Annotated in this window: 23 protein-coding genes; 15 read left to right on the plus strand and 8 right to left on the minus strand. The window is 42.2% G+C overall.

Features of this window, described 5'->3' with window-relative positions; translation table 11 throughout:
* Nucleotides 1–154: 154 nt before the first annotated feature.
* Nucleotides 155–1,048, minus strand: coding sequence for a Rossmann-like and DUF2520 domain-containing protein (locus H3T75_RS10455; RefSeq protein WP_198211685.1), 894 nt, complete (start codon nt 1,046–1,048; stop codon nt 155–157).
* A gap of 135 nt (nt 1,049–1,183) precedes the next feature.
* Here H3T75_RS10455 and minC point away from each other — a divergent pair, with 135 nt between their 5' ends.
* The 5 genes from minC (at nt 1,184) to dtd (ending at nt 4,598) form a co-directional block, all read left to right on the plus strand.
* A complete protein-coding gene (gene minC / locus H3T75_RS10460; RefSeq protein ID WP_084552558.1) occupies nt 1,184–1,915 on the plus strand; it encodes a septum site-determining protein MinC in 732 nt (243 codons plus the stop codon).
* A 62-nt stretch (nt 1,916–1,977) separates the two neighbouring features.
* Nucleotides 1,978–2,793 (plus strand): septum site-determining protein MinD, encoded by an 816-nt coding sequence (minD, locus tag H3T75_RS10465; RefSeq protein ID WP_100116785.1) that lies wholly within the window; start codon nt 1,978–1,980, stop codon nt 2,791–2,793.
* A 3-nt stretch (nt 2,794–2,796) separates the two neighbouring features.
* Entirely contained in the window at nt 2,797–3,063 is a 267-nt protein-coding gene (gene minE / locus H3T75_RS10470) for a cell division topological specificity factor MinE (RefSeq protein WP_025329959.1), read from the plus strand.
* Nucleotides 3,063–3,989, plus strand: a complete 927-nt coding sequence (locus H3T75_RS10475; protein ID WP_037393185.1) for a hydrogen peroxide-inducible genes activator — start codon at nt 3,063–3,065, stop codon at nt 3,987–3,989. The genes minE and H3T75_RS10475 overlap by 1 nt, the downstream gene beginning before the upstream one ends.
* Nucleotides 3,990–4,163: 174 nt before the next feature.
* Nucleotides 4,164–4,598 carry a D-aminoacyl-tRNA deacylase gene (gene dtd, locus H3T75_RS10480; protein WP_025329957.1) on the plus strand — a complete coding sequence of 145 codons (435 nt, stop codon included), beginning with the start codon at nt 4,164–4,166 and terminating at the stop codon, nt 4,596–4,598.
* 36 nt (nt 4,599–4,634) lie between these two features.
* Here dtd and H3T75_RS10485 read toward each other — a convergent pair whose 3' ends face one another.
* Nucleotides 4,635–5,219, minus strand: coding sequence for a hypothetical protein (locus tag H3T75_RS10485; RefSeq protein ID WP_198211686.1), 585 nt, complete (start codon nt 5,217–5,219; stop codon nt 4,635–4,637).
* A 572-nt stretch (nt 5,220–5,791) separates the two neighbouring features.
* Here H3T75_RS10485 and H3T75_RS10940 point away from each other — a divergent pair.
* Nucleotides 5,792–6,196, plus strand: a complete 405-nt coding sequence (locus H3T75_RS10940; protein ID WP_370570091.1) for a CHAP domain-containing protein — start codon at nt 5,792–5,794, stop codon at nt 6,194–6,196.
* Between the two features lie 39 nt (nt 6,197–6,235).
* Here H3T75_RS10940 and H3T75_RS10495 read toward each other — a convergent pair whose 3' ends face one another.
* The 3 genes from H3T75_RS10495 to H3T75_RS10505 all read right to left on the minus strand — a co-directional run bounded on the left by H3T75_RS10495 (nt 6,236) and on the right by H3T75_RS10505 (nt 9,193).
* Nucleotides 6,236–6,799, minus strand: coding sequence for a DNA-3-methyladenine glycosylase I (locus H3T75_RS10495; RefSeq protein WP_084562171.1), 564 nt, complete (start codon nt 6,797–6,799; stop codon nt 6,236–6,238).
* A gap of 52 nt (nt 6,800–6,851) precedes the next feature.
* A complete protein-coding gene (locus H3T75_RS10500) occupies nt 6,852–7,418 on the minus strand; it encodes a TMEM165/GDT1 family protein (RefSeq protein ID WP_198211698.1) in 567 nt (188 codons plus the stop codon).
* Nucleotides 7,419–7,738: 320 nt separating this feature from the next.
* Complete coding sequence (locus H3T75_RS10505; protein WP_025329952.1) at nt 7,739–9,193, minus strand: anion permease; 1,455 nt, start codon at nt 9,191–9,193, stop codon at nt 7,739–7,741.
* A 398-nt stretch (nt 9,194–9,591) separates the two neighbouring features.
* On the opposite strand from H3T75_RS10505, the gene dnaK reads away from it, so the two are divergent.
* The 4 genes from dnaK (at nt 9,592) to H3T75_RS10525 (ending at nt 15,774) form a co-directional block, all read left to right on the plus strand.
* On the plus strand, nt 9,592–11,526 hold the full coding sequence (gene dnaK / locus H3T75_RS10510) for a molecular chaperone DnaK (RefSeq protein ID WP_025329951.1): 1,935 nt from the start codon (nt 9,592–9,594) through the stop codon (nt 11,524–11,526).
* A gap of 281 nt (nt 11,527–11,807) precedes the next feature.
* Entirely contained in the window at nt 11,808–11,975 is a 168-nt protein-coding gene (locus H3T75_RS10515) for a hypothetical protein (RefSeq protein WP_167539456.1), read from the plus strand.
* Between the two features lie 171 nt (nt 11,976–12,146).
* The gene (locus H3T75_RS10520) at nt 12,147–13,316 is read left to right on the plus strand and encodes an alpha-hydroxy acid oxidase (RefSeq protein ID WP_025329950.1); all 1,170 of its coding nucleotides are present in this window, start codon (nt 12,147–12,149) and stop codon (nt 13,314–13,316) included.
* Nucleotides 13,317–13,494: 178 nt separating this feature from the next.
* Nucleotides 13,495–15,774: a Tex family protein gene (locus H3T75_RS10525; protein ID WP_198211687.1), complete on the plus strand. Its 2,280-nt coding sequence runs from the start codon at nt 13,495–13,497 to the stop codon at nt 15,772–15,774.
* 65 nt (nt 15,775–15,839) lie between these two features.
* Here H3T75_RS10525 and H3T75_RS10530 read toward each other — a convergent pair whose 3' ends face one another.
* The gene (locus H3T75_RS10530; protein WP_037393202.1) at nt 15,840–16,277 is read right to left on the minus strand and encodes a hypothetical protein; all 438 of its coding nucleotides are present in this window, start codon (nt 16,275–16,277) and stop codon (nt 15,840–15,842) included.
* 116 nt (nt 16,278–16,393) lie between these two features.
* The gene (gene budA / locus H3T75_RS10535) at nt 16,394–17,095 is read right to left on the minus strand and encodes an acetolactate decarboxylase (protein ID WP_174829750.1); all 702 of its coding nucleotides are present in this window, start codon (nt 17,093–17,095) and stop codon (nt 16,394–16,396) included.
* Between the two features lie 358 nt (nt 17,096–17,453).
* Between budA and H3T75_RS10540 the strand changes: the two genes are divergently transcribed.
* The 5 genes from H3T75_RS10540 to H3T75_RS10560 all read left to right on the plus strand — a co-directional run bounded on the left by H3T75_RS10540 (nt 17,454) and on the right by H3T75_RS10560 (nt 20,551).
* Nucleotides 17,454–17,777 carry a YnfA family protein gene (locus H3T75_RS10540; RefSeq protein ID WP_025329946.1) on the plus strand — a complete coding sequence of 108 codons (324 nt, stop codon included), beginning with the start codon at nt 17,454–17,456 and terminating at the stop codon, nt 17,775–17,777.
* Between the two features lie 111 nt (nt 17,778–17,888).
* Nucleotides 17,889–19,049 (plus strand): MFS transporter, encoded by a 1,161-nt coding sequence (locus H3T75_RS10545; protein WP_198208068.1) that lies wholly within the window; start codon nt 17,889–17,891, stop codon nt 19,047–19,049.
* Nucleotides 19,050–19,066: 17 nt separating this feature from the next.
* Entirely contained in the window at nt 19,067–19,273 is a 207-nt protein-coding gene (locus tag H3T75_RS10550) for a cyanate hydratase (RefSeq protein WP_232335827.1), read from the plus strand.
* A 27-nt stretch (nt 19,274–19,300) separates the two neighbouring features.
* Nucleotides 19,301–19,894, plus strand: a complete 594-nt coding sequence (locus tag H3T75_RS10555) for a uracil-DNA glycosylase family protein (RefSeq protein WP_198211688.1) — start codon at nt 19,301–19,303, stop codon at nt 19,892–19,894.
* A gap of 27 nt (nt 19,895–19,921) precedes the next feature.
* Complete coding sequence (locus H3T75_RS10560) at nt 19,922–20,551, plus strand: NAD(P)-dependent oxidoreductase (RefSeq protein ID WP_084552568.1); 630 nt, start codon at nt 19,922–19,924, stop codon at nt 20,549–20,551.
* A 60-nt stretch (nt 20,552–20,611) separates the two neighbouring features.
* Here H3T75_RS10560 and H3T75_RS10565 read toward each other — a convergent pair whose 3' ends face one another.
* Nucleotides 20,612–21,496 carry a lipid A biosynthesis lauroyl acyltransferase gene (locus tag H3T75_RS10565; RefSeq protein WP_198211699.1) on the minus strand — a complete coding sequence of 295 codons (885 nt, stop codon included), beginning with the start codon at nt 21,494–21,496 and terminating at the stop codon, nt 20,612–20,614.
* Nucleotides 21,497–21,682: the final 186 nt, after the last annotated feature.

Raw genomic sequence — 21,682 nt, forward strand, 5'->3', positions numbered from 1 at the left:
AGAAGGCGAACTATACGCCTCCACAAATCCCCTGTCAACTCCTGCCTGCATTTATTTTTGACTTCCTCCTCATTCAACTGTTTTTACTAAGTTTATTTTTGATCTATTATTTTTGATTACATCAAATTCGCATTCTTTGCTGTGTATTTACTGTCTAATTCTCTTGTGAATTGATGATTTGCAAAATCTGTTGCTGTTTTTCTGCACTCAATGTGGTTAAGTGTAAGGTTTGCTCTGCCAATACTTTATATAGTGTTTGTTCTGAATGTTCTAATGTTTGCCAGTGGAGGGCAATGGTATTGCTGTCACCACGTTTAATGGGGCCGGTTAAGGCTTCTTCCGGAGACATTATCTGCAATTGATTGAGATTTTGCTGCATTAGCTGATTTACCAGAGCTTCTGCCAATTCTTGTGGCAAAGACAGGGAAGTCAATATATTTCTTGCAAATGCATTTAAGGTTACTAAAAAATTTGCACTTATGGAGAGAGCCGCGTGGTAACGGTTTTTCTGAGCAGAATCAATATTAAAGCAGATTAAGTCTGCTGCCTGTGCCAACTTATATAATAAAGATAATGCTTCTTCATCACCTTCTATTGCACATGGATGCCCCGGTAAAGTATTGATGGCCGTTTCTATCGAAGCAAAGGCAAATACCGGATGTAATGAACCTACTAATAATTTCTGTTGCTTATGTGGTACTAATATATTGCTATTTAATGCACCACTGAAATGAAGTATCAATGTGTCAGCCTTTAGCCAGTCAATTTGATGTATTTTCCAACCAATTTCTTCGATGAACTGATCGCTAACACCTATGACTATAATATCCGCTGGTGGTAAAGTTTCCAGTTGTTTGTGTACTTGGATGTGCGGTATGTGATTTTTGAGATACTCTGCAGCTGAAAAATTGCGATTCCAGACAGCCTGAATATTAATCAGTTTACTTTGATGCCAGATTATGGCTAATGTTGAGGCAACCTTACCTGCACCAACAATATTTACGCTTGGTCTGCGTGCTTTTTTCAGGCAAATGGAGCTAGTTGTCATTATTAATTTTTCTAAATTAAAAGACGATTATTTTACCTGAGACTATGTGTTGCAATTGAAGCCTCTTAACCAAAACGGTACACTTCAATACTTACTCTATTATTCTAACCATAATTTACTTGGGCAAACACGTTAATGAATGCTGCTTTTAATGTGAAATCTGCGCGTCTGGATACGCTGTCAGTACAATTACTGACAGATGATCTGACTTTGATTAACCAGGAACTAAAGCAACGGGCAGAACGTTTTGGTAATTTACGCAATATGCCTTTTACTCTGGATCTGCAAAATCTTTCCAATCAGGCAAATGTGAATTTAGCGAAGCTGATTGCGCTGTTTGCACGATATAATTTGCGCATTATTGCTATCCGCCATACCGATTTATCTTGGTCCAATCTGGCTAAACAGCATAATATTGCTTTTAGCATTCTTCCAGAGGAACAGGCCAGTGCACGCGTCAAAGCTGTGACTGAGGCGCAAATACCACAAATTACTGAAAAAGAAAAAATCACTTCATCTGCTTCTGCCTTACCGACGCTGGTGATAGATCGCACTATTCGTACCGGTCAGCAGGTTTATGCGGAAAAATCTGATTTAATTGTTCTGGGACTGGTAAGTGAAGGAGCGGAAATTATTGCAGATGGCAATATTCATATTTATGGTCCTTTACGCGGCCGGGCATTGGCTGGTGCTGCCGGAAACAAGGATACGCGTATTTTTGCACAGTCTATGCAGGCTGAACTGGTATCTGTAGCAGGAATTTATCGCATTTTTGATCAACAATTACCAGCACATCTGTATCGTCACCCTGTACAGATTTTTCTGCAGAATGACCGGCTGGTGCTTAGTGCGATTCAGGCGCATTAATTTTATGACTGATTTTTGAATGTATTGACAGATTCATTTATATAACAAAAAGGATTTTGATTGTGGCAAAGATTATTGTGGTGACGTCAGGTAAAGGTGGTGTTGGTAAGACCACAACCAGTGCCAGTATTTCAACAGGTCTGGCTTTAGCCGGTCATAAAACTGCGGTAATTGATTTTGATGTGGGCTTACGTAATCTGGATTTGATTATGGGTTGCGAACGCCGTGTAGTTTATGATCTGATTAATGTTATTCAGGATGAAGCTACTCTGAATCAGGCATTAATTAAAGATAAACACTGCGAAAATCTTTATGTGTTACCGGCTTCTCAGACTCGGGATAAAGATGCGCTTACCCGCGACGGTGTAGAAAAGGTTTTAAAAGATCTGACCGTGAAAATGGGCTTTGAATATGTAGTTTGCGATTCACCGGCTGGTATTGAGCAAGGCGCATTGATGGCTTTGTATTTTGCCGATGAAGCCATTGTCACTACCAACCCGGAAATATCCAGTGTACGTGACTCTGACCGTATTCTGGGTATTTTATCCAGCAAATCACGTCGTGCTGAAACCAACAGTGCACCAGTGAAAGAACACTTACTGATTACCCGCTATTCACCTGAACGTGTTGAAAAAGGCGAAATGCTGTCCGTGCAGGATATTCAGGATATTTTGCGTATTCCATTAATTGGTGTTATTCCGGAATCACAAAATGTATTACAGGCATCTAATTCAGGCACACCGGTTATTTTGCAGGAAAATTCTATTGTTGCGGATGCTTATAAAGATGTTGTCGCTCGCCTGCTGGGTGAGGATCGTCCAATCCGTTTTCTAGATACTGAGAAAAAAGGTTTTCTCAAGCGACTGTTTGGAGGATAAGACATGTCTATAATAGATTTTCTTTTTGGCAAAAAGCAACAATCCGCAAAAACGGCTCGCGATCGTTTACAAATTATTATTGCGCAGGAGCGAGCCACTCATACACCGGATTATTTACCTACACTACAAAAAGAGTTACTGGAAGTGTTATCAAAATATGTTCATGTTTCTTTAAATGATATTCATATTTCTCAGGAAAAGAAAAACGGTATGGATGTATTGGCATTGAATATTACTTTACCTGAAACAGGAAAGAAAAAGGCCAGTTAATGACGCTGACTGAATTGCGCTATATTGTGGCGGTAGCTCAGGAAAAACATTTCGGACGTGCTGCCCAGCGATGTTTTGTAAGTCAGCCTACTTTATCCATTGCAATTAAGAAGCTGGAAGAGGAGCTTGGGCTGCCATTATTTGATCGCAGCAGTAATGAGGTAATGACAACTGATGCTGGCCAGCGAATTGTGGTACAGGCTCGCCGTGTTCTTGAAGAAGCTGATCGTATTAAGCTGATGGCGAATCAGGAACAGAGTGAGCTGGAAGGAATATTTAAACTTGGTCTGATTTTTACCATTGCACCGTATCTGCTGCCAAAGTTGATTTTATCTTTGCGAGAGATGGCTCCTGAAATGCCATTACAGCTGGATGAAAACTATACAGATGTATTAAAAGAATCACTTAAGCGTGGTGATCTGGATGCTATTGTAGTAGCCGAGCCATTTGTTGAAACCGGGTTGGAAACTATCCCGCTTTATGATGAGCCTTTTTTTGTTATTGTTCCAAAAGGCCATGCTTTCGAGCAATTGGACGAGGTTACACCAAAGCAACTAGGTGAGGAACGGGTATTATTGCTCACCGAAGGCAACTGTATGCGTGATAATGTACTGGCTAGCTGTCAGGAATTGGCTTCGCGTCAGAAAATTCAGGGACTGTCTAATAGTATTCAGGGAAGTTCTATCAATACGATCAGACATATGGTGGCCAGTGGTCTGGGTATTAGTGTCATGCCAGCTACAGCTTTAACAGAGAATGATCATCTGTTGTTCAGTATTATTCCTTTTACCAGCCCGACACCGGAACGGCGCGTGGTTTTGGCCTCCAGACGCAATTTTGTCCGCCCTAAAGCCTTGCGCATGATTAAGTCTGCTATTTTGGCTTCGCAGTTAACTGGGGTAAAATTTATTCATGATGCTGATTAAATTTTAGAGCAATCAAAAAACGCCTGTACTCTATAACAGGCGTTTTTTGATGCACAAAATTTTCTGATTTAAGTTATATATAATTACAGATTATTTAATCATATGAAAATTGATTAAATAATCTGTAATCTATAAATGAATTTAAATTCAAACAGATTCGAAACAGGATTTTCTATGATTGCATTAATACAACGTGTGAAAGAAGCCAGCGTCTGTGTAAACTCTGAAATAGTTGGACAAATAGATCAGGGATTACTGGTGTTATTAGGTGTGGAAGAAGGAGATGATTTACAAAAAGCTGAACGTCTCTGTGACAAAGTACTTGGTTATCGGATTTTTAGTGATCAAGATAATAAAATGAATTTGAACGTTAAGCAGGCTAATGGTCAGTTACTGGTTGTTTCACAATTTACGCTTGCTGCTGATACTAAAAAAGGGATGCGCCCTAGTTTTACCAAAGGTGCAGCACCAGAAAAAGCCAATGATTTGTATAATTATTTTGTTGAATTATGCCAGAAACAAATTGTGACTAAAACTGGTATCTTTGCCGCAAATATGCAGGTTTCCCTGATTAATGACGGACCGGTAACATTCTGGCTGCAAGTTTGAGTACTTGTATTTATTCAATAGCAAACAAATTAATTTTTAGTATCGGCTGAGTTCCTGCTTTAATACGCGGATATTGGCTTGCCGGTCTGTTATATTTTGTTGCCAGCGCTGAATTTGTGCTGTTGCTCCCTGCTTTTGTGCCTGACGCAACTTTTGCTGGGCTATTGTCAATGCATTCTGTTCACTGGCAATATCACGCTGAACCAGTTGTTTTGGTGTCAGTTTGGGTATAGTGATTATTTTAGCCGGTACTGTAGCCATATTATTTTTATTTCTAATCATAGTCACAGTTTCAGGTTTCGGGGGCTGTTGTCGCAGTGAAATACCTATTTTGGGAGAAGCCGGTGTTTTCATTAAGTCACTGTCTTGTCCAAATTCAGCGCTGTACCAAAGACGCTGCAATTGCTCCAAACCCGGAGCATTCTGATTTTCCAGAGAATATTTTTTTAGATTATCATCATCTGCGGGTGGATACTTTGCAATCTGACACTGAACATCTAAAGGTTTGGTTGTATAGCTGACATGATTATTTGCCAGCGGACAAGCATACCAGACCACAGATTTAGGCTCACTGGCTGTGGATACAGCTGCTGTTGTGTCTTCAGCCCAAACTACATCCATATCACTGAAAAACAATAAACAGATAATGAAATAAAAGCTAAATCTGAACTTGTTTTGCATAACAATTACTCGTTACGTCCACATTTAAATACATACACAATGTAGTTTTATAGCACAATTTGCTGATTTGGATAATTAACCAGTGACTGAAATCTTTACAAAATATAATTGTAAGACAAATTATCTGGTGTACGGGTATTTTTTATATTATTGTAATATAAGTACAGAGTTTACGTTATTTAATTTATTCTCCTGATGTTTCTGATAATTTCAAAGATTGCACTTAACCACATAAATAAAAATCATAAAATTACTTCATCCTTCTTAAATTTACTTTTAATTATTAATTAACATAATGATAATATACTAAATAATAGGGAAACAAAATTTTACTTAAATCTAAAAAAGTTTTCTTCCCAATAATTATTGTATTAATATTATTAGGATTCAGTTTTTATTATGTATATGAAGATCTCTTTGTCGATGAAAGCAAAATAGGTACGGTTGTCGATGAATTCAATGGTGTTAAGGTTTACTACAATGGAAAAATCAGCCATGTAAGTGAAAGAAATATAGCACCAGATGGCTATAATTTAGGATTAAAGTATCAATGTGTCGAATTTATTAAGCGCTACTATTATGAACGCTTTAATCATAAAATGCCTGACAGTTACGGTCATGCCAAACAATTTTTTGATGATTCGATACCAGATGGAAATCTTAATCCTAAACGTAATTTACTTCAGTTCCATAACGGCTCTCCCACAAAACCTCAAGTTGACGATATTATTGTCTTAGACTGGTCTAAATATGGTCACGTAGCCATTATCAGTAAAGTTACTGACAATGATATTGAGATTGTTCAGCAAAATCCTGGTCCTACTGCCAGTAGTCGTGCCACTTTTCCGTTAATTTATAAAGATGGATTATGGAAAATAGATTCTTTTCGTGTTTTAGGTTATTTACGTAAACGTTAAAAGCAAATTACATGATGAATCACAGAAATAATAGTTATTTTAATGCTGGGCACAAAAACAGTTTGTTAAATGATCATTTACTAATCCCATTGATTGCATAAACGCATAGCACGTAGTCGGACCTACAAAGCTAAAACCACGCTTTTTTAAAGCTTTGGACATAGCGCGACTAATTTCTGTCTGTGTTGGCACCTCTGATAAATGTTTATAGTGATTTATAATCGGTTGATCATTAACAAATGACCAGATAAAACTGGCAAAATCTTCCCCATGTTGCTGCATGGATAGATATGCATGGGCATTATTAATAATTGCTTTGAGTTTGGCCGGATGGCGAATAAGCCCGGAATTCTGTAATAGTGGTTCAATATCGGTAATTGTAATAATTTGATGCGGATTGAAATCATAGAAACAACGCCGGTATTCATCGCGTTTTTTTAATACGGTAATCCATGATAAGCCCGCCTGCTGGCCTTCCAGACAAATCTTTTCAAACAGTTTTTGCCCGTCTCTCTGTATTTTTCCCCATTCAAAATCATGATAGTGTTCATACAATGGGTCGGCGTTGACCCATTCACACCGTTGTTTCAATTGTTTTTGCATAATATTTGAATCCGCTTAATGTTATAAATTTTGCATATTTATCTGATAGTTTTTAATATAACCATGTCTGAATCAGGGTGATAATACCTAAAAGACAGAACAGAATGCAGGCTCCTATACGGATACAGTTTAAGGGTAAACGCTGCATCAGCCAGTTTCCGAAAAATATTACCGGAACATTAGCTAATAACAAACCTACTGTACTACCCAGAACTACTGAAAATAAATCACGGTATTGAGCTGCCAGCAAAATAGTAGCAATTTGGGTTTTATCACCCACTTCTGCCAGAAAAAATAATACTGCGGTGGCCACGAACGGACCATAACGCATAAAGCGAGTATCTACACCATCATCTTTATCCGGCTTTAACAGCCATAAACCAACTATCAGAAAACTGAAGCCTACAACCCAGCCCATTAACTGCGGTGTAAAAAAACGTGCTACTTCTACGCCAAACCATGCAGAAACAATATGATTAAGTAAGGTGGCACAAAGCATACCGGCAATGATGGAATATTTGCGCGAAAATCGGGTTGCCAGAAATAAAGTCAGTAATTGAGTTTTGTCACCAATTTCAGCAAGCGCAACTGGAATGACAGAAGAAAGAAAAGCATGAATCATTTTCAGAATACCGTTGGCGGGCAAAAGACAAAAGACACAATAAAACCCCCGCCGTAACGGTTTTATGTGTCTCAAGTCTCGTTAGTCCGCCAACAGGCAAGGACGTTACGACCATACAGCAAAAACTGTAAATATGTTGACCGTAACCACAGGCTTGAAGAAACCACCTGTGCAACTACTCCCTTAAGGCAGGGCATCATAACCCATTCTATACAAACGCAACAAGTGAAATTCTTTAAAAATTCATTGAATTTGATTTCAGACAACAAAACAGGCTGCCATACTTTATGGCAGCCTGCAATAATAGATTAATCAGATTAATAATAACCCAGAACTTTCCACCAAACACCACCGATAGCCACAAATATAATCAGTTCGACTACACTCATGATGAAACCGACTTTCCACCATTCGCCTAAAGTAACATAGCCTGAACCGAATATCACAGGTGAAGTACCAGTAGCATAATGCGTTAGTGTCATCATGATGCTGGAAGCTGCAGCCATCATCAGTGCAAACAGCATCGGAGGTGCGCCAAGCGCCAGACCGGCAGAATAGAAGGCAGCAAACATGGCTGTAATGTGAGCAGTAGTACTTGCAAACATATAGTGCGCATACATATAAGCCAGTAATAATAAGGCACAGGCACCCATCCAGCCCATACCCAGTCCGCCTATGCTGCTTTCCAGCACACCAGAGAACCATTTAATCAATCCGAGTTTATTCAGGAAAGTAGCCATCATGACTAATGCAGCAAACCAGGTAATGGTATCCCATGCACTTTTTTCTTTCAGAATATCATCCCAGCTTAATACACCGGTTAACAATAACAATGACAAACCAATGAATGCAGTAGTGGTCGCGTCTATAATGTATGCGTCACCAAACAGCATTGCCGGCACACCTGCCCATAAAATCAGCAATACTGCAAAAATACCCAGCATGATTTTTTCATCACGGGTCATCGGCCCCTGCTCTTTCAGACGCTCTTGAGCAAAAGCAACGGCATTGGGTGTTTGCTTGATTTCAGGCGGATACAACCAGTAAATAATCAGTGGCATCAGGAACATCGCTATCAGACCCGGTATTAACATTGCCAAAGCCCATGTACCCCATGTCAAATTAATATTTTTATTGGTTACATCGGCAATTAGCCTCACAATTAACGGGTTAGGAGCGGTAGCAGTAATAAACATGATTGAGCTGATGGGATTGGCATGATAATTTACCAGAGCCAAAAATTTACCCATACGTTTTTCTGTGCCCTTTTCAGGATCAGAATCATAGCTGGATGCAATAGACTTCATGATTGGGTGAATAATGCCACCGCCACGAGCAGTATTACTCGGTGTAACCGGAGCCAGTATTAATTCCACTACGGCCAGACTATAGGCAACACCCAGCGTACGTTTACCCCATAACCTAATGAACAGATAGCCCACACGTGCACCAAGACCGGTTTTTAATAAACCGCGCGAAATCATAATTGCCACACCAATCAGCCAGATCAGCGGATTTCCAAAACTGCTTAAGGCATCACCCATAGCCTTACTGGGATCATTATTAGTTACTCCGGTTAAGGCAACCAGCATAATGGCAATAATAGATAGTGCGCCAATTGGCATTGCTTTGCCGATAATGGCAGCAATAACTCCGACAAACATGGCCAGTAAATGCCATGCCTGAGGTGAAACCCCCTCTGGAACCGGTATGAACCAGATAATCAGAGCGATTATCAGCGCAATAGCCGCGGGAATGGGTTTAAACCCAATTTTTACAGGCATACAACATACTCCTAAATCATAAAGATACAGACTACAGCCAGACAGAAATCACTAAACTGAATGTGATTGTATACTTTTATAGCAAAATACCGTCTGATATAAAGCAAAAAAGTATCAGACGGTATTAACGAAAGTCAGATGATTATACTGTTTAAGCCTGAATGAATATAACATACAGCTGTGTAAGTAAACGCTATTGATGTTAAAGCAGATTTTCCGGATGCGATTAAATAGATAAATTTTGCAAAACTATGCTTGAAATCGTGCCGGGCATACCCATTTACGATTCATTAGCAATAGTATGGCGGTGGTAATTAACCACCCTGTTTGCAGCCGTAATATAGCGGCGCAAAGTACGAAATTAAATAATTAGGAGATTATTAATTATGGCAAAAGTAATCGGTATTGACTTAGGTACCACCAACTCCTGTGTTGCCATTTCCGAAGGTGGCCAGACTAAAGTAATTGAAAATGCGGAAGGTGCACGTACTACGCCTTCAATTGTTGCTTATCTGGACGATAACGAAATTCTGGTAGGTGCACCAGCCAAACGTCAGGCTGTTACCAATCCGAAAAATACTATTTATGCTGTAAAACGTCTGATCGGCCGCAAATTTGATGATGCTGAAGTACAGCGCGATATTAAATCTATGCCTTTTCAGATTGTTAAAGCAAATAATAACGACGCATGGGTAGAAGCACATGGTGAAAAATTATCACCTCCGCAAGTATCTGCCGAAGTATTGCGTAAAATGAAAAAAGCAGCTGAAGATTATCTGGGTGAAAAAGTAACTGAAGCTGTTATTACCGTGCCGGCTTATTTTAATGACAGTCAGCGTCAGGCTACTAAAGACGCCGGTCGTATTGCCGGTCTGGATGTAAAACGTATTATCAATGAACCAACTGCCGCAGCTCTGGCTTTCGGTATGGATAAAGGCGAAAAAGGCGACCGCAAGATTGCCGTATACGACCTTGGCGGTGGTACATTTGATATTTCTATTATTGAAATCGCTGAAGTTGATGGCGACAAACAGTTTGAAGTACTGGCCACCAATGGTGATACATTCCTGGGCGGTGAAGACTTCGACCAGCGTTTGATTAACTACATCATTGATGAATTCAAAAAAGATCAGGGTATCGATCTGAAAAATGATGTAATGGCTCTGCAACGTCTGAAAGAAGCTGCTGAAAAAGCGAAAATCGAACTTTCCAGTGGTCAGCAGACAGAAATCAATCTGCCTTACATCACCATGGACGCTTCCGGCCCGAAACACCTGGCGATGAAAATTACCCGTGCCAAGTTTGAAAGTCTGGTAGAAGATCTGATTACCCGCTCTATCGAACCTTGCCGCACTGCAATTAAAGATGCCGGTCTGAGCGTAAATGATATTAATGATGTTATTTTGGTAGGCGGTCAAAGCCGTATGCCAAAAGTACAGGAAGCTGTTAAAGATTTCTTCGGTAAAGAACCGCGCCGTGATGTTAATCCTGATGAAGCTGTTGCTGTAGGTGCTGCTATTCAGGGTGCCGTACTGGCCGGTGACCGTAACGACGTGCTGTTACTTGATGTAACACCTTTGTCTCTGGGTATTGAAACCATGGGCGGTGTGATGACTAAACTCATCAACAAAAACACCACCATTCCGACTAAAGCAACTCAGACATTCTCTACAGCTGAAGATAATCAAAGTGCAGTAACCATCCATGTATTACAGGGTGAACGTGAACGTGCTTCTGCTAATAAGAGTCTGGGACAATTTAATCTGGGTGATATTCCTCCTGCACCCCGTGGTGTGCCTCAGGTAGAAGTTACTTTTGATATCGACGCCAACGGTATTTTGCATGTATCTGCAAAAGACAAAGGTACCGGCAAAGAAGCTAATATCACCATTCAGGCTTCTTCCGGTCTGAGCGAAGAAGAAATCGAACGCATGGTAAAAGATGCAGAAGCTAATGCTGAGGAAGATCGTAAACTATCCGAACTGGTAAGCAGTCGCAATCAGGCTGAAGCTTTGATTCATTCAGTACAGAAATCTTTGACTGAATATGGCGACAAACTGGATGCTGCTGAAAAAGAAAAAATTGAAGCAGCCATCAAGGAAGCTGAAGAAGCTGTTAAAGGCGAAGATAAAGCTGCAATTGATGCTAAAGCCGAGGCTTTAGGTACAGCCAGCCAGAAACTGGGCGAAATGATGTATGCTCAGGCACAGGCCGAAGGTCAGCAAGCTGGTGCCCAGACTGAACAGTCACAAAGCAAAGGCAGCGATGACGTTGTAGACGCTGAATTTGAAGAAGTAAAAGATAAAGAGAAAAAAGACTAATTTTTTCCTGATACTATTTAACCCCGCTTCCAAGCGGGGTTTTATTTTATCTGGCCATTGCTCTACAGACTAAAAAATACCATTTATATCTGTCTTTTTTGCCGCAAAATTTCTGATTTTATTATTATTGCCAGTTTATAATCATTCAGACAGATGAAAATATCCATAAGCAGAAATTGTGAATATTTAATGTCCTGTAAAAAAACAGACATATTTGCAAACTGACCGTTACAATAATCGTAGCGATTATTTACAATAAAGAAATACAACTGGAGCAAAAGATGGATTTTTATATTTTACTGATTTTACTTGGTGTCTGTTGTGCCATACTAACTGCCGGATTTTGCGGACGCTCACAACGCTGGGGTCCATGGACTATGCTGGTTGGCATTAGCTGCCTGCTGATTCTGATTATGGTGATGATATATAAACTATCGCGCGTTGTCTGAATTCTGATTCCTGTCTGTCAGCTTCATTTTGATTCTGGCAGATGAATAACTATTTAAGAATCGGTTGGAAATCAATGATGGTGATTACAACCGAATAAAATTGATGTATAACATTATCTTCTCTAGCTAAGACTGTTTTCTTCAAAGAAAATTTGAAAAATAGGTATCCACATGCAAAACAAATTAAGCAAAATAACCTGTATCGAAGATTTGCGTAAAGTTGCCAAACGCAAAGTACCTAAGATGTTTTATGATTATGCTGATACTGGTTCGTGGACTGAATCTACCTATCATGCCAATAGTAATGATTTTCAGGAAATTAAATTACGCCAGCGTGTATTGACGGATATGACCGGCCGTACACTGGAAACAACAATGGCTGGTCAGACAGTAAAAATGCCGGTAGCACTGGCACCTACCGGATTAACCGGTATGCAGCATGCCGACGGAGAAATTCTGGCTGCACGTGCGGCCGAAAAATTCGGTGTGCCGTTTACGCTGTCTACTATGTCTATATGTTCTATTGAAGACGTGGCAGAAAATACCAGCGCTCCGTTCTGGTTTCAATTATATGTTATGCGTGACCGCGAATTCATGCGCGATCTGATTCGCCGTGCTCAGGAAGCCAAATGCTCAGCATTGGTGGTTACTGCTGATTTACAGGTTCTGGGACAAAGACATAAAGATATTAAAAACGGGCTGTCTACGCCGCCTAAACCCACACTGCGCAACTGGATGAATCTGGCTACTAAGCCGGAATGGTGTCTGGCTATGCTGAATACACAGCGTCGCACTTTCCGTAATATTGTCGGACATACCAAAGGCGTTGCCGACATGACATCACTGTCTTCATGGACATCTGAACAGTTTGATCCGCGCCTCAGCTGGAAAGACATAGAAGAAATCAAGAATTTATGGGGCGGAAAATTGATTATTAAAGGCATTCTTGATGCCGAAGATGCAGAAATGGCTGTGAAATCCGGCGCAGATGCAATTATAGTGTCTAACCATGGTGGTCGCCAGCTGGATGGTGCTCCTTCGACCATCCATGCTTTACCCAATATTATTTCTGCTGTAGGCAATAATATTGAAGTCTGGCTGGATAGTGGTATCCGCAGCGGACAGGATGTTCTCAAGGCTATTGCTATGGGAGCCAAGGGTACACTAATTGGCCGCGCATTCCTGTATGGTCTGGGTGCATATGGTGAGGATGGGGTAACACGTGCACTGGAAATTATTTATAACGAAATGGATATCAGCATGGCCTTTACCGGTCATACTGATATCAAAACCGTTAATAAAGATATTCTGATACCGGGCACTTATCCGGTAGCCGGTTAAATCTGCCTGATTCTAAGGATATTTAAAAGCTATTTGTCTCAGACAAATAGCTTTTTTATCGATACTGCTCATCTTATTCAGTATTTGGTATAACTAACTGGCTTTTTAACTGACATGAACAGGTGACAAAGCCACTTCAGCCGGCTATGCTTGCCTTTTTATTGCTTATTAGACTGTTATGAACATCACTGAGAAAATTGCTTCGGAGCTGAATGTTGCTTCCGCACGAATTCAGGCAGCGATTGACCTGCTGGATGATGGCGCTACGGTACCGTTTGTGGCACGCTACCGTAAAGAAGCCACAGGCGGGCTGGATGATACTCAGCTGCGGACGCTGGCTGAACGATTACAATATCTGCGTGAATTACAGGAACGCAAACAAACTGTATTATCCAGCATCGAAGAACAGGGCAAACTGACTGATGAGCTGCGCCAGAGCATAGAAGACGCTGATAATAAAACTGCACTCGAAGATATCTATCTTCCTTATAAACCCAAACGCCGTACCAAGGCACAAATTGCACGCGAGTACGGGCTGGCACCATTAGCTGAATCACTGCTTACTCAGCCAGATCTGGATCCGGAAACTGCCGCACAAAATTATTTAAACGACAATGTCGCTGACAGTAAAGCCGCTCTGGACGGAGCGCGCGCAATTCTGATGGAACAATTTGCCGAAGAAGCCGCTCTGATAGGACGTTTGCGCGAGAAATTGTGGCGTGAAGGCGAAATCCATGCCATGGTAATCGAAGGTCAGGAAAGTGCCGGTGAGAAATTCAAAGATTACTTTAATCACCGTGAACCGATTCACAGCATGCCCAGCCATCGTGCTCTGGCCATACTGCGCGGCCGTAATGAAGGAATATTGTCGCTCAGTCTGAAATACCAGCCTGATGATACACCTGCCGGCGAACAGAGTATTTATGAGCAGCTGATTGCACAACAGTTTGGTATCGCAGATATCGGACGTGCTGCTGACCGCTGGTTACGTGACACAGTGCGCTTAAGCTGGCGTGCCAAAATTTTTCTTTCATTGGAACTTGAAGCCCTCAACCGGCTTAAAGAAAATGCCGATCAGGCTGCCATCAGCGTATTTGCCCAAAATCTGAAAGATTTGCTGCTTGCAGCTCCGGCCGGCCGTCTTACCACTATCGGGCTGGATCCCGGTATCCGTACCGGAGTAAAAGTAGCGGTAGTGGATGATACCGGTAAGCTACTGGAAACAGCTACTATCTATCCGCACCAGCCGCGTAACGACTGGAAAGGTGCTCTGACTGCACTGATGCATCTGGTAAAACAATATAAAGTCCGGCTGATTGCCATTGGTAACGGTACGGCCAGTCGTGAAACCGACAAGCTGGCCGGTGAACTGATTCGTGCCCTGTCTGATTATCATTTGCAAAAAATCGTTGTTTCTGAAGCCGGTGCCTCTGTTTACTCCGCTTCAGCTTTAGCAGCCAAAGAATTTCCTGAGCTGGATGTCAGTCTGCGCGGTGCTGTTTCTATCGCCCGCCGCCTGCAAGACCCGCTGGCAGAACTGGTGAAAATTGACCCCAAATCAATTGGTGTTGGTCAATATCAGCATGATGTTAACCAGAGCCAGCTGGCCAAAAGTCTGGATGCAGTTGTAGAAGATTGTGTAAACGCTGTCGGAGTGGATGTGAATACCGCATCAGTTGCCCTGCTGGCGCGTATTTCCGGTCTTAATAGTACACTGGCACAGAATATTGTCAGTTATCGTGACCAGAATGGCGCTTTTGCCAATCGCAAAACTCTGCTTAAAGTACCGCGTCTGGGCAGTAAAACTTTTGAACAGGCGGCCGGCTTTCTGCGTATTCAGGGCGGTGATGAACCACTGGATGCCAGTGCTGTCCATCCGGAAAGTTATCCTATCGTTGCTAGAATGCTCAAAACGGCTCAGCTGCGGGCTGACCAGCTGATTGGCAACCGCAGTGTGCTCAAAACACTTAAACCCGCAGATTACATCGATGCTAATGTCGGTTTACCTACGATTAACGACATTCTGGCGGAACTGGAAAAGCCCGGTCGTGACCCGCGCGGCGAATTCCAGACCGCAACATTTGCTGATGGTATCGAAGACATCAGCGACCTTAAACCCGGCATGGTTCTTGAAGGCGTAGTCAGTAATGTGGCCGCATTTGGCGCTTTTGTCGATATTGGCGTGCATCAGGACGGACTGGTACATGTTTCTGCCTTAGCTGACCGCTATATTGCTGATCCGCGTGATATTGTTAAAACCGGCGATGTAGTTAAAGTGAAGGTTATCGATGTTGATATAGCGCGCAAACGTATTGCTCTGTCCATGCGTCTGAACGACGATGCTCAGCCTGCATCCCGCCAACACGAACGACCACGCCGGCAAAATGGTAAAACACAAAATGTATCCGGCACAGATAATGCTATGGCGGCAGCATTTGCCCGGTTAAAACAGCAATAGACAAAAGACCGCTATAAAGGGGCATCTCTGCCCCTTTTTTCATTAAACAGCCTGCATATAATATCTTAGCGACAATCTTTGCCAGACAACGGCACACTTACCTGTGAATGATCCTGAAAAGTATAAACATACACAAAATTAAATCCCCCCAGCAACATACGCCGTGTCAGAGGCTGACGGCACGCCTGCTCTAAATCTTTTTTCACTGATGCCGGATTGAAATTAGCCTGATTTCGCTTACTGTCCAGCATGGTATACGAATAATAAATAGTCTGATTGTGCCGTACAGCTGCTGTAAACAGATTCTGTTTGTGTTGCTGTGGCAGTTTCTTCTGTAATGCCAGCAATTGCTGATCTACAGACGTAGTCAATACCGGATCAATGGCCAGAGGCATATGCCGAGGTTTACTGGCGGCTTCTGCAGAAGCTGCACCAGATTCATCCGGCTGCCGGTTACAGGCTGCCAGTAAGCACAAACAAAATAGCGCAATTATTTTTTTCATAGCTGACACTTTCAGAGCAGATACAGACAGGAGTTATCCGGTCATACCGGAAAATTTTGTCTGTCCTTTCCCCTTAATTTACTCCAGATAATCAATAATAGTGTAACACGCGCTGATTAATTTTCTACTTGCTTAATAACTTTATTTAAATCATCCATTTTCAGATTCTTGCGTAAATATTCTTCACTTTCAGGTAAAGCAATTTGAACCGATTGTTTGCACTCATATGCCAGCTCAGCATTACTTGCAGAAAAATCTATAACATGACCACCAAGTTTACGTGTAGTATCAATAAAATGCAGATGAAAACCAGCTACAGATAATTCTTTGAAAAACTCTGGCGTCCAGAAACCGATTAATGTGCCAGTGACCTTCTCTACCGTATCCACGATTTGCTGTTCAAAAACTTTAACAACAGACGGATAAGGTTTATGCTGAGCAAACGGACGACGAATCTTCAGCTCATCAAACTGTCCGCTGATTCTTACTGCCACGAATACATTATCCAGAGGCAGATAGTGCGCCAGATGCGCATACAGATTGCTTTTACAGACATCAGTTATATCCACAACTTTATCAGGCTGAAATGTTGTAACCTGTACGAACGGCAACAGCTCATTATCTCCCATTACCTTAACCGCCTTATCACCGTCGGCCTCCAGAAAATCATGGTCAACAATTACCTCACCGGCCAGCGCATGAGAACAGCCTAAACCAAAATCACCATATTTTTTTGCTTCTCCCACACTAAATACTCCATCAAACAACCCTGCCATCAATGCATTAATGGTTGAAAACTGGACAATTGCTTTTTTCATTTTTTGCTCCGAGAATAGACAATAAATTTTATTTACATATTAATATACTCTAAAATAAAAATTTATTGAATAAACAATGTTTATATGGTTATTGCTGGTCAATTTAATACCAATAAATAACCGGACATCAGCAGAATCAATTAATTATTTTGATAATGTATTTAAATTCAGATTAGCATAGTCTGAATCAGGCTTTGTATTGCAGTTACACTGGTCACAGCACCCACCTTTGGCAGATATCCTGCTGAAATCAGATTATCCGGTGCAGGTAAGACTGTTATGGTATAAGCGATTCTCTTTATTTCTGCATCTGCAATGCAGGTAGTTACAATCAATCAGACTGATTCGAAAACTCACCATGAAATCTTTTGTTTATTATTTTCTGGCTGCTGTTGCTGAAATCAGCGGCTGTTTTTCTTTCTGGGTCTGGCAACGCATGGGCAAATCAGTACTCTGGCTACTACCCGGCACACTGTCACTGTTGTTGTTTGCATGGTTGCTGACGCTGGTGGAAAGCAATATTGCCGGACGGGCATATGCCGTTTACGGCGGTATTTATATCTGCTGTTCGTTGCTGTGGTCTTGGCTGGTAGAAGGATCTGTACCGGATAAATGGGATATCAGTGGTGCACTGGTATGCCTGCTTGGTGCAGCAATCATTTTGCTTGCTCCGCGTGGCTAAACAAAATTTGTTTATATGATTATGGTATTTACCAGTGCGAAAAGTGACAAGCCGGCAGGCTGCGTCTAAACTGACTGTTTATTGCTGAACAAACTATAGCTGTAAATTATTATGCTACTGAAAAGTTTACTTTCATTATCGTTAGGCACATTTGCACTGGGTATGGCAGAATTCAGCATGATGGGTATTCTGCCGGATGTGGCGGTTTCACTGAATATCAGTATCGCTCAGACCGGACATTTTATTGCTGCTTATGCAATCGGTGTCTGCTGCGGTGCATGGCTGCTGGTATTAAGTTACCGTCTGCCACCCAAAACTATTTTATTGTCATTATCGGCATTGATTGCCATTGGTAATATACTGGCTGCATTATCTCCGGGCTATATGACTTTACTGGTAGCACGTTTTATTTCCGGTCTGCCGCATGGCGCATACTTCGGTATCGGCTCCATTGTTGCTACCAAACTTGCACCACCGGGACGCTCTGCGCAGGCTGTAGCACTAATGATTGCCGGAATGACAATAGCCAATCTGATTGGTGTACCAGTAGGTACATGGCTGAGTTTGCATTTAAGCTGGCGTCTGGTATTTACTCTGGTGGCTGTAGTGGCCATCATACTGGTATTCACCTTACGGCGTTTTATCCCGCAAATGGATCGTTTACCCGATACCGGTATTCTGGGACAATTCCGTTTTCTGAAATCTGCTGCACCATGGCTGATACTGGCTGCCACCATGTTTGGTAACGGCGGGATTTTCTGCTGGTTCAGCTATATTAGCCCCTTACTCACACAGGTATCCGGTTTCAGTGGTAATCAAGTCAGCTTACTGATGGTACTGGCCGGCGCCGGTATGGTCGCCGGTAACTGGTGCGGTGGCCGTCTGGCCGACCGTTATACACCGGGTCAGGTCGCAGCCGGCTTACAGGGACTGGCAGCCGCAGCACTATTACTGATTTTTCTGTTTGCTTCGAATAGCTGGTTATCAGCCATACTGATGTGTGTATGTACATTCTGTCTGTTTGCCGTATCCGCACCACAGCAATTGTTATTACTGCGTCACTCTCCGGGTGGTGCATTGCTTGGAGCCGCCAGTGTACAGATGGCATTTAATCTGGGTAATGCCATTGGTTCTTATAATGGCGGGCTGGCCATCAGCCATCACTGGGGGTATCAATATCCGGCATTACTCGGGGTGCCACTGACATTAATTGGTTGTGCCTGCCTGTTGTGGTTTCACCGTCGCTATGAAAATCAGGGACAGGATATCTGAACTATAAGGAAATAATAATGGATGAATCTATACCACCGGAAATCAGGCAACGTCTGCAACTTGCCAAAAAAAACGGTAATAAAACCGAACAACTGCGTTTATGGCAGGAATACAGTAGTCTGCAAGGCTTTTCCAGTGAATGGGTAATGGCTGCACGGCTGGGAGAAGCAGGTTATACAGATGAACAGGCTCATATGGTAGCCTGTCTGTTCGGCCGCTGCTAGTAAGTACGGGTTATATTATAGATACTTATGGCTGAAATTATTGTTGAAACACACCCGCTGAAACCTTTTTTACCCGCAAATGCGCGGCTGCTGATGCTCGGGTCATTCCCTCCGCCTGCCGGACGATGGAAAATGAATTTTTATTACCCGAATCTGCAAAATGATATGTGGCGTATTTTCGGGCTGGTATTTTTTCAGGACAAACATTATTTTTTTACTGATAACAATAAAGCATTCAACGAGAAACTCATCCGTACTTTTTTATCAGAACGCGGTATAGCCATTAATGACGCTGCTTATCAGATCAGACGTTTACAAAATAATGCAGCCGACAAATTCCTCGAAGTTGTTACACCAGTAAACTTATCGGCAGTACTGACTCAGATTCCGCACTGTCAGCATATTATAACTACCGGAGACAAAGCTACCAGCACATTATTACAACTATTACCAGCAGATATGCCAGTACCGACTATCGGCCATCCCAGTCACACTATACTGGACGGCCGGCATTTAACTTTATCCAGACTGCCTTCTTCATCGCGTGCTTATCCGCTTGCACTGGAACGCAAGGCAGCAATTTATCGTGATTATTTTGCTAACATTGGGTTATTGAATTAATTTTAACTATTCAGTGGGGGAATTTTTATGCATATTCTGATTTTTGGTGCCAGTGGCGGCGTTGGCAGGGCATTGGTTGAGCAGGCATTAGACAGCGGAGATGAAGTAACTGCTGCGCTTCGTTCGCCGGAAAAATTTGATTTACAGCATCCTAAATTACATATTCGCCACTGTGATGCATTTAACGCTGCTGATGTAGCGGCACTATTTACCGGTAACAGCCAGTATGATGCTGTCGCTTCTGCTCTGAATACCAATCAGGGAGTTAAACCGGGTGATGATTTGCAGCGCATGCTTGACAACATCGTTACACAATTACAGAAACATGGCATTAAACGTATTGTGTATTGCGCCTCTGCCGGCGTGGATAATGAACTTGAAGGAGAGCGCGGTCAGGCTGCAATGGAATTTTTACGTTATCCGCTGGCAGACCATCGGGCGGCAATCGGAATCATTCAGGCAGCCGGTCTGTCTGCAACCATTGTGCGCCCGCTTGGCTTAACTAATGATGCGCTTTCGGCTCATTATCTTGAAGCAGCACAGGGTGTACCAGCAGGAAGTGGTCGTATTGCCCGCGCAGATGTGGCACATTTTATGCTGAAAGCACTGCACAATGATGCTTATATCGGACAATCTGTCGCATTATCCGGCGTCTGAATAAATAATTGCCATAAGATGAATCTGACCGTCTGTCTGCTGTAGCAGGCAGACAATTTATTATTTGCGGATTTTTCGATAAAACGACGCTTCACCCTCCGGACGGGTTTTAAAGCGTTTATGCAGCCAGTAATATTGTGCCGGCTGTTCACGTATTCTTGCTTCAATAAAATCGTTCATGCGCTGAGTATCGGCAACCACATCTTCACTGGGGAAATGTTCCCACTGCGGATAAAAGCGCAGAGTTACTGTACCATCAGCCTCGCGGGTTGGAATAGCAGGAATCACTTTTGCCTTAGTCAGAGCAGCAATCCGGCTCAGACCGGCGATTGTAGCAGTTGGAATACCGAAAAAATTCACAAAAATTGATTCACGCCGGCCAAAATCCTGATCGGGCAGATAAAGAAACGGAGCGGTACTGGTTTTGATTTTCTTAATAATTGCACGCAGCCCTTCCGTACGCCCAATCAGAAACACATTATGATAACGATGACGTCCCTTAAGTATCTGCTCATCCATCTGTTTATTTTTCTGATGTGAGTAAACACTAATCAGAGGTACGTCCTGATTAAGAGCATAGACAGCTGCTTCAAAAGCAGTAAAATGCGGATAAAGTAAAATTACCTTTTCACCTGCGGCGAGAGCCTCATCAAGATAATGTTTATCCTGATAACGCACCAGCTTTTTCAGCCGGCCGGCATCTCCATACCAGTACAAACCATATTCCAGTAATAACATGGCCATATGGTAAAAATGTTCACGCAGTATTTTGCGCCGCTGCTGTTCTGTCCACTCAGAAAAACAGTGACGCAAATTAATCAGACCAATACGTCGTCTTGGTGCTACCGCATAATAACTTATCCAGCCTACACAGCGTGCCAGCGCATGAATCATACATAATGGCAGTAATTGCAGCACATACAAAAAAGCAAACGCCAATTTCATCATCATTACTATTGTTACCTAACTGATTATCGCCAGCTCTATCATTAACTGCGCTCTATTGTACACAAGCTGCGGTCACTTTACATTCACTGTTGTATATAACTTATTGCAATAACACCAGAGCAAGTGGTGACAGGCAAAATACTCCGGATAAAAATAAATACGGCCTGCAAAGACACAGACCGT

Origin of the sequence: Snodgrassella sp. W8135, assembly GCF_016101225.1 — a bacterium.
Taxonomy (GTDB): Bacteria; Pseudomonadota; Gammaproteobacteria; order Burkholderiales; family Neisseriaceae; genus Snodgrassella; species Snodgrassella alvi.

What these genes read in the sequence shown, in the direction of transcription:
- minC (WP_084552558.1), top strand. Translation starts at nt 1,184, where the DNA reads ATGAATGCTGCTTTTAATGTGAAATCTGCGCGTCTGGATACGCTGTCA.
- H3T75_RS10540 (WP_025329946.1), top strand. Translation starts at nt 17,454, where the DNA reads ATGAAATCTTTTGTTTATTATTTTCTGGCTGCTGTTGCTGAAATCAGC.
- H3T75_RS10565 (WP_198211699.1), bottom strand. Translation starts at nt 21,496, where the DNA reads ATGAAATTGGCGTTTGCTTTTTTGTATGTGCTGCAATTACTGCCATTA.
- H3T75_RS10495 (WP_084562171.1), bottom strand. Translation starts at nt 6,799, where the DNA reads ATGCAAAAACAATTGAAACAACGGTGTGAATGGGTCAACGCCGACCCA.
- dnaK (WP_025329951.1), top strand. Translation starts at nt 9,592, where the DNA reads ATGGCAAAAGTAATCGGTATTGACTTAGGTACCACCAACTCCTGTGTT.
- budA (WP_174829750.1), bottom strand. Translation starts at nt 17,095, where the DNA reads ATGAAAAAAGCAATTGTCCAGTTTTCAACCATTAATGCATTGATGGCA.
- H3T75_RS10560 (WP_084552568.1), top strand. Translation starts at nt 19,922, where the DNA reads ATGCATATTCTGATTTTTGGTGCCAGTGGCGGCGTTGGCAGGGCATTG.
- minE (WP_025329959.1), top strand. Translation starts at nt 2,797, where the DNA reads ATGTCTATAATAGATTTTCTTTTTGGCAAAAAGCAACAATCCGCAAAA.
- H3T75_RS10525 (WP_198211687.1), top strand. Translation starts at nt 13,495, where the DNA reads ATGAACATCACTGAGAAAATTGCTTCGGAGCTGAATGTTGCTTCCGCA.
- H3T75_RS10545 (WP_198208068.1), top strand. Translation starts at nt 17,889, where the DNA reads ATGCTACTGAAAAGTTTACTTTCATTATCGTTAGGCACATTTGCACTG.
- H3T75_RS10485 (WP_198211686.1), bottom strand. Translation starts at nt 5,219, where the DNA reads ATGGATGTAGTTTGGGCTGAAGACACAACAGCAGCTGTATCCACAGCC.
- H3T75_RS10475 (WP_037393185.1), top strand. Translation starts at nt 3,063, where the DNA reads ATGACGCTGACTGAATTGCGCTATATTGTGGCGGTAGCTCAGGAAAAA.
- H3T75_RS10550 (WP_232335827.1), top strand. Translation starts at nt 19,067, where the DNA reads ATGGATGAATCTATACCACCGGAAATCAGGCAACGTCTGCAACTTGCC.
- H3T75_RS10520 (WP_025329950.1), top strand. Translation starts at nt 12,147, where the DNA reads ATGCAAAACAAATTAAGCAAAATAACCTGTATCGAAGATTTGCGTAAA.
- H3T75_RS10455 (WP_198211685.1), bottom strand. Translation starts at nt 1,048, where the DNA reads ATGACAACTAGCTCCATTTGCCTGAAAAAAGCACGCAGACCAAGCGTA.
- dtd (WP_025329957.1), top strand. Translation starts at nt 4,164, where the DNA reads ATGATTGCATTAATACAACGTGTGAAAGAAGCCAGCGTCTGTGTAAAC.
- H3T75_RS10555 (WP_198211688.1), top strand. Translation starts at nt 19,301, where the DNA reads ATGGCTGAAATTATTGTTGAAACACACCCGCTGAAACCTTTTTTACCC.
- H3T75_RS10515 (WP_167539456.1), top strand. Translation starts at nt 11,808, where the DNA reads ATGGATTTTTATATTTTACTGATTTTACTTGGTGTCTGTTGTGCCATA.
- H3T75_RS10530 (WP_037393202.1), bottom strand. Translation starts at nt 16,277, where the DNA reads ATGAAAAAAATAATTGCGCTATTTTGTTTGTGCTTACTGGCAGCCTGT.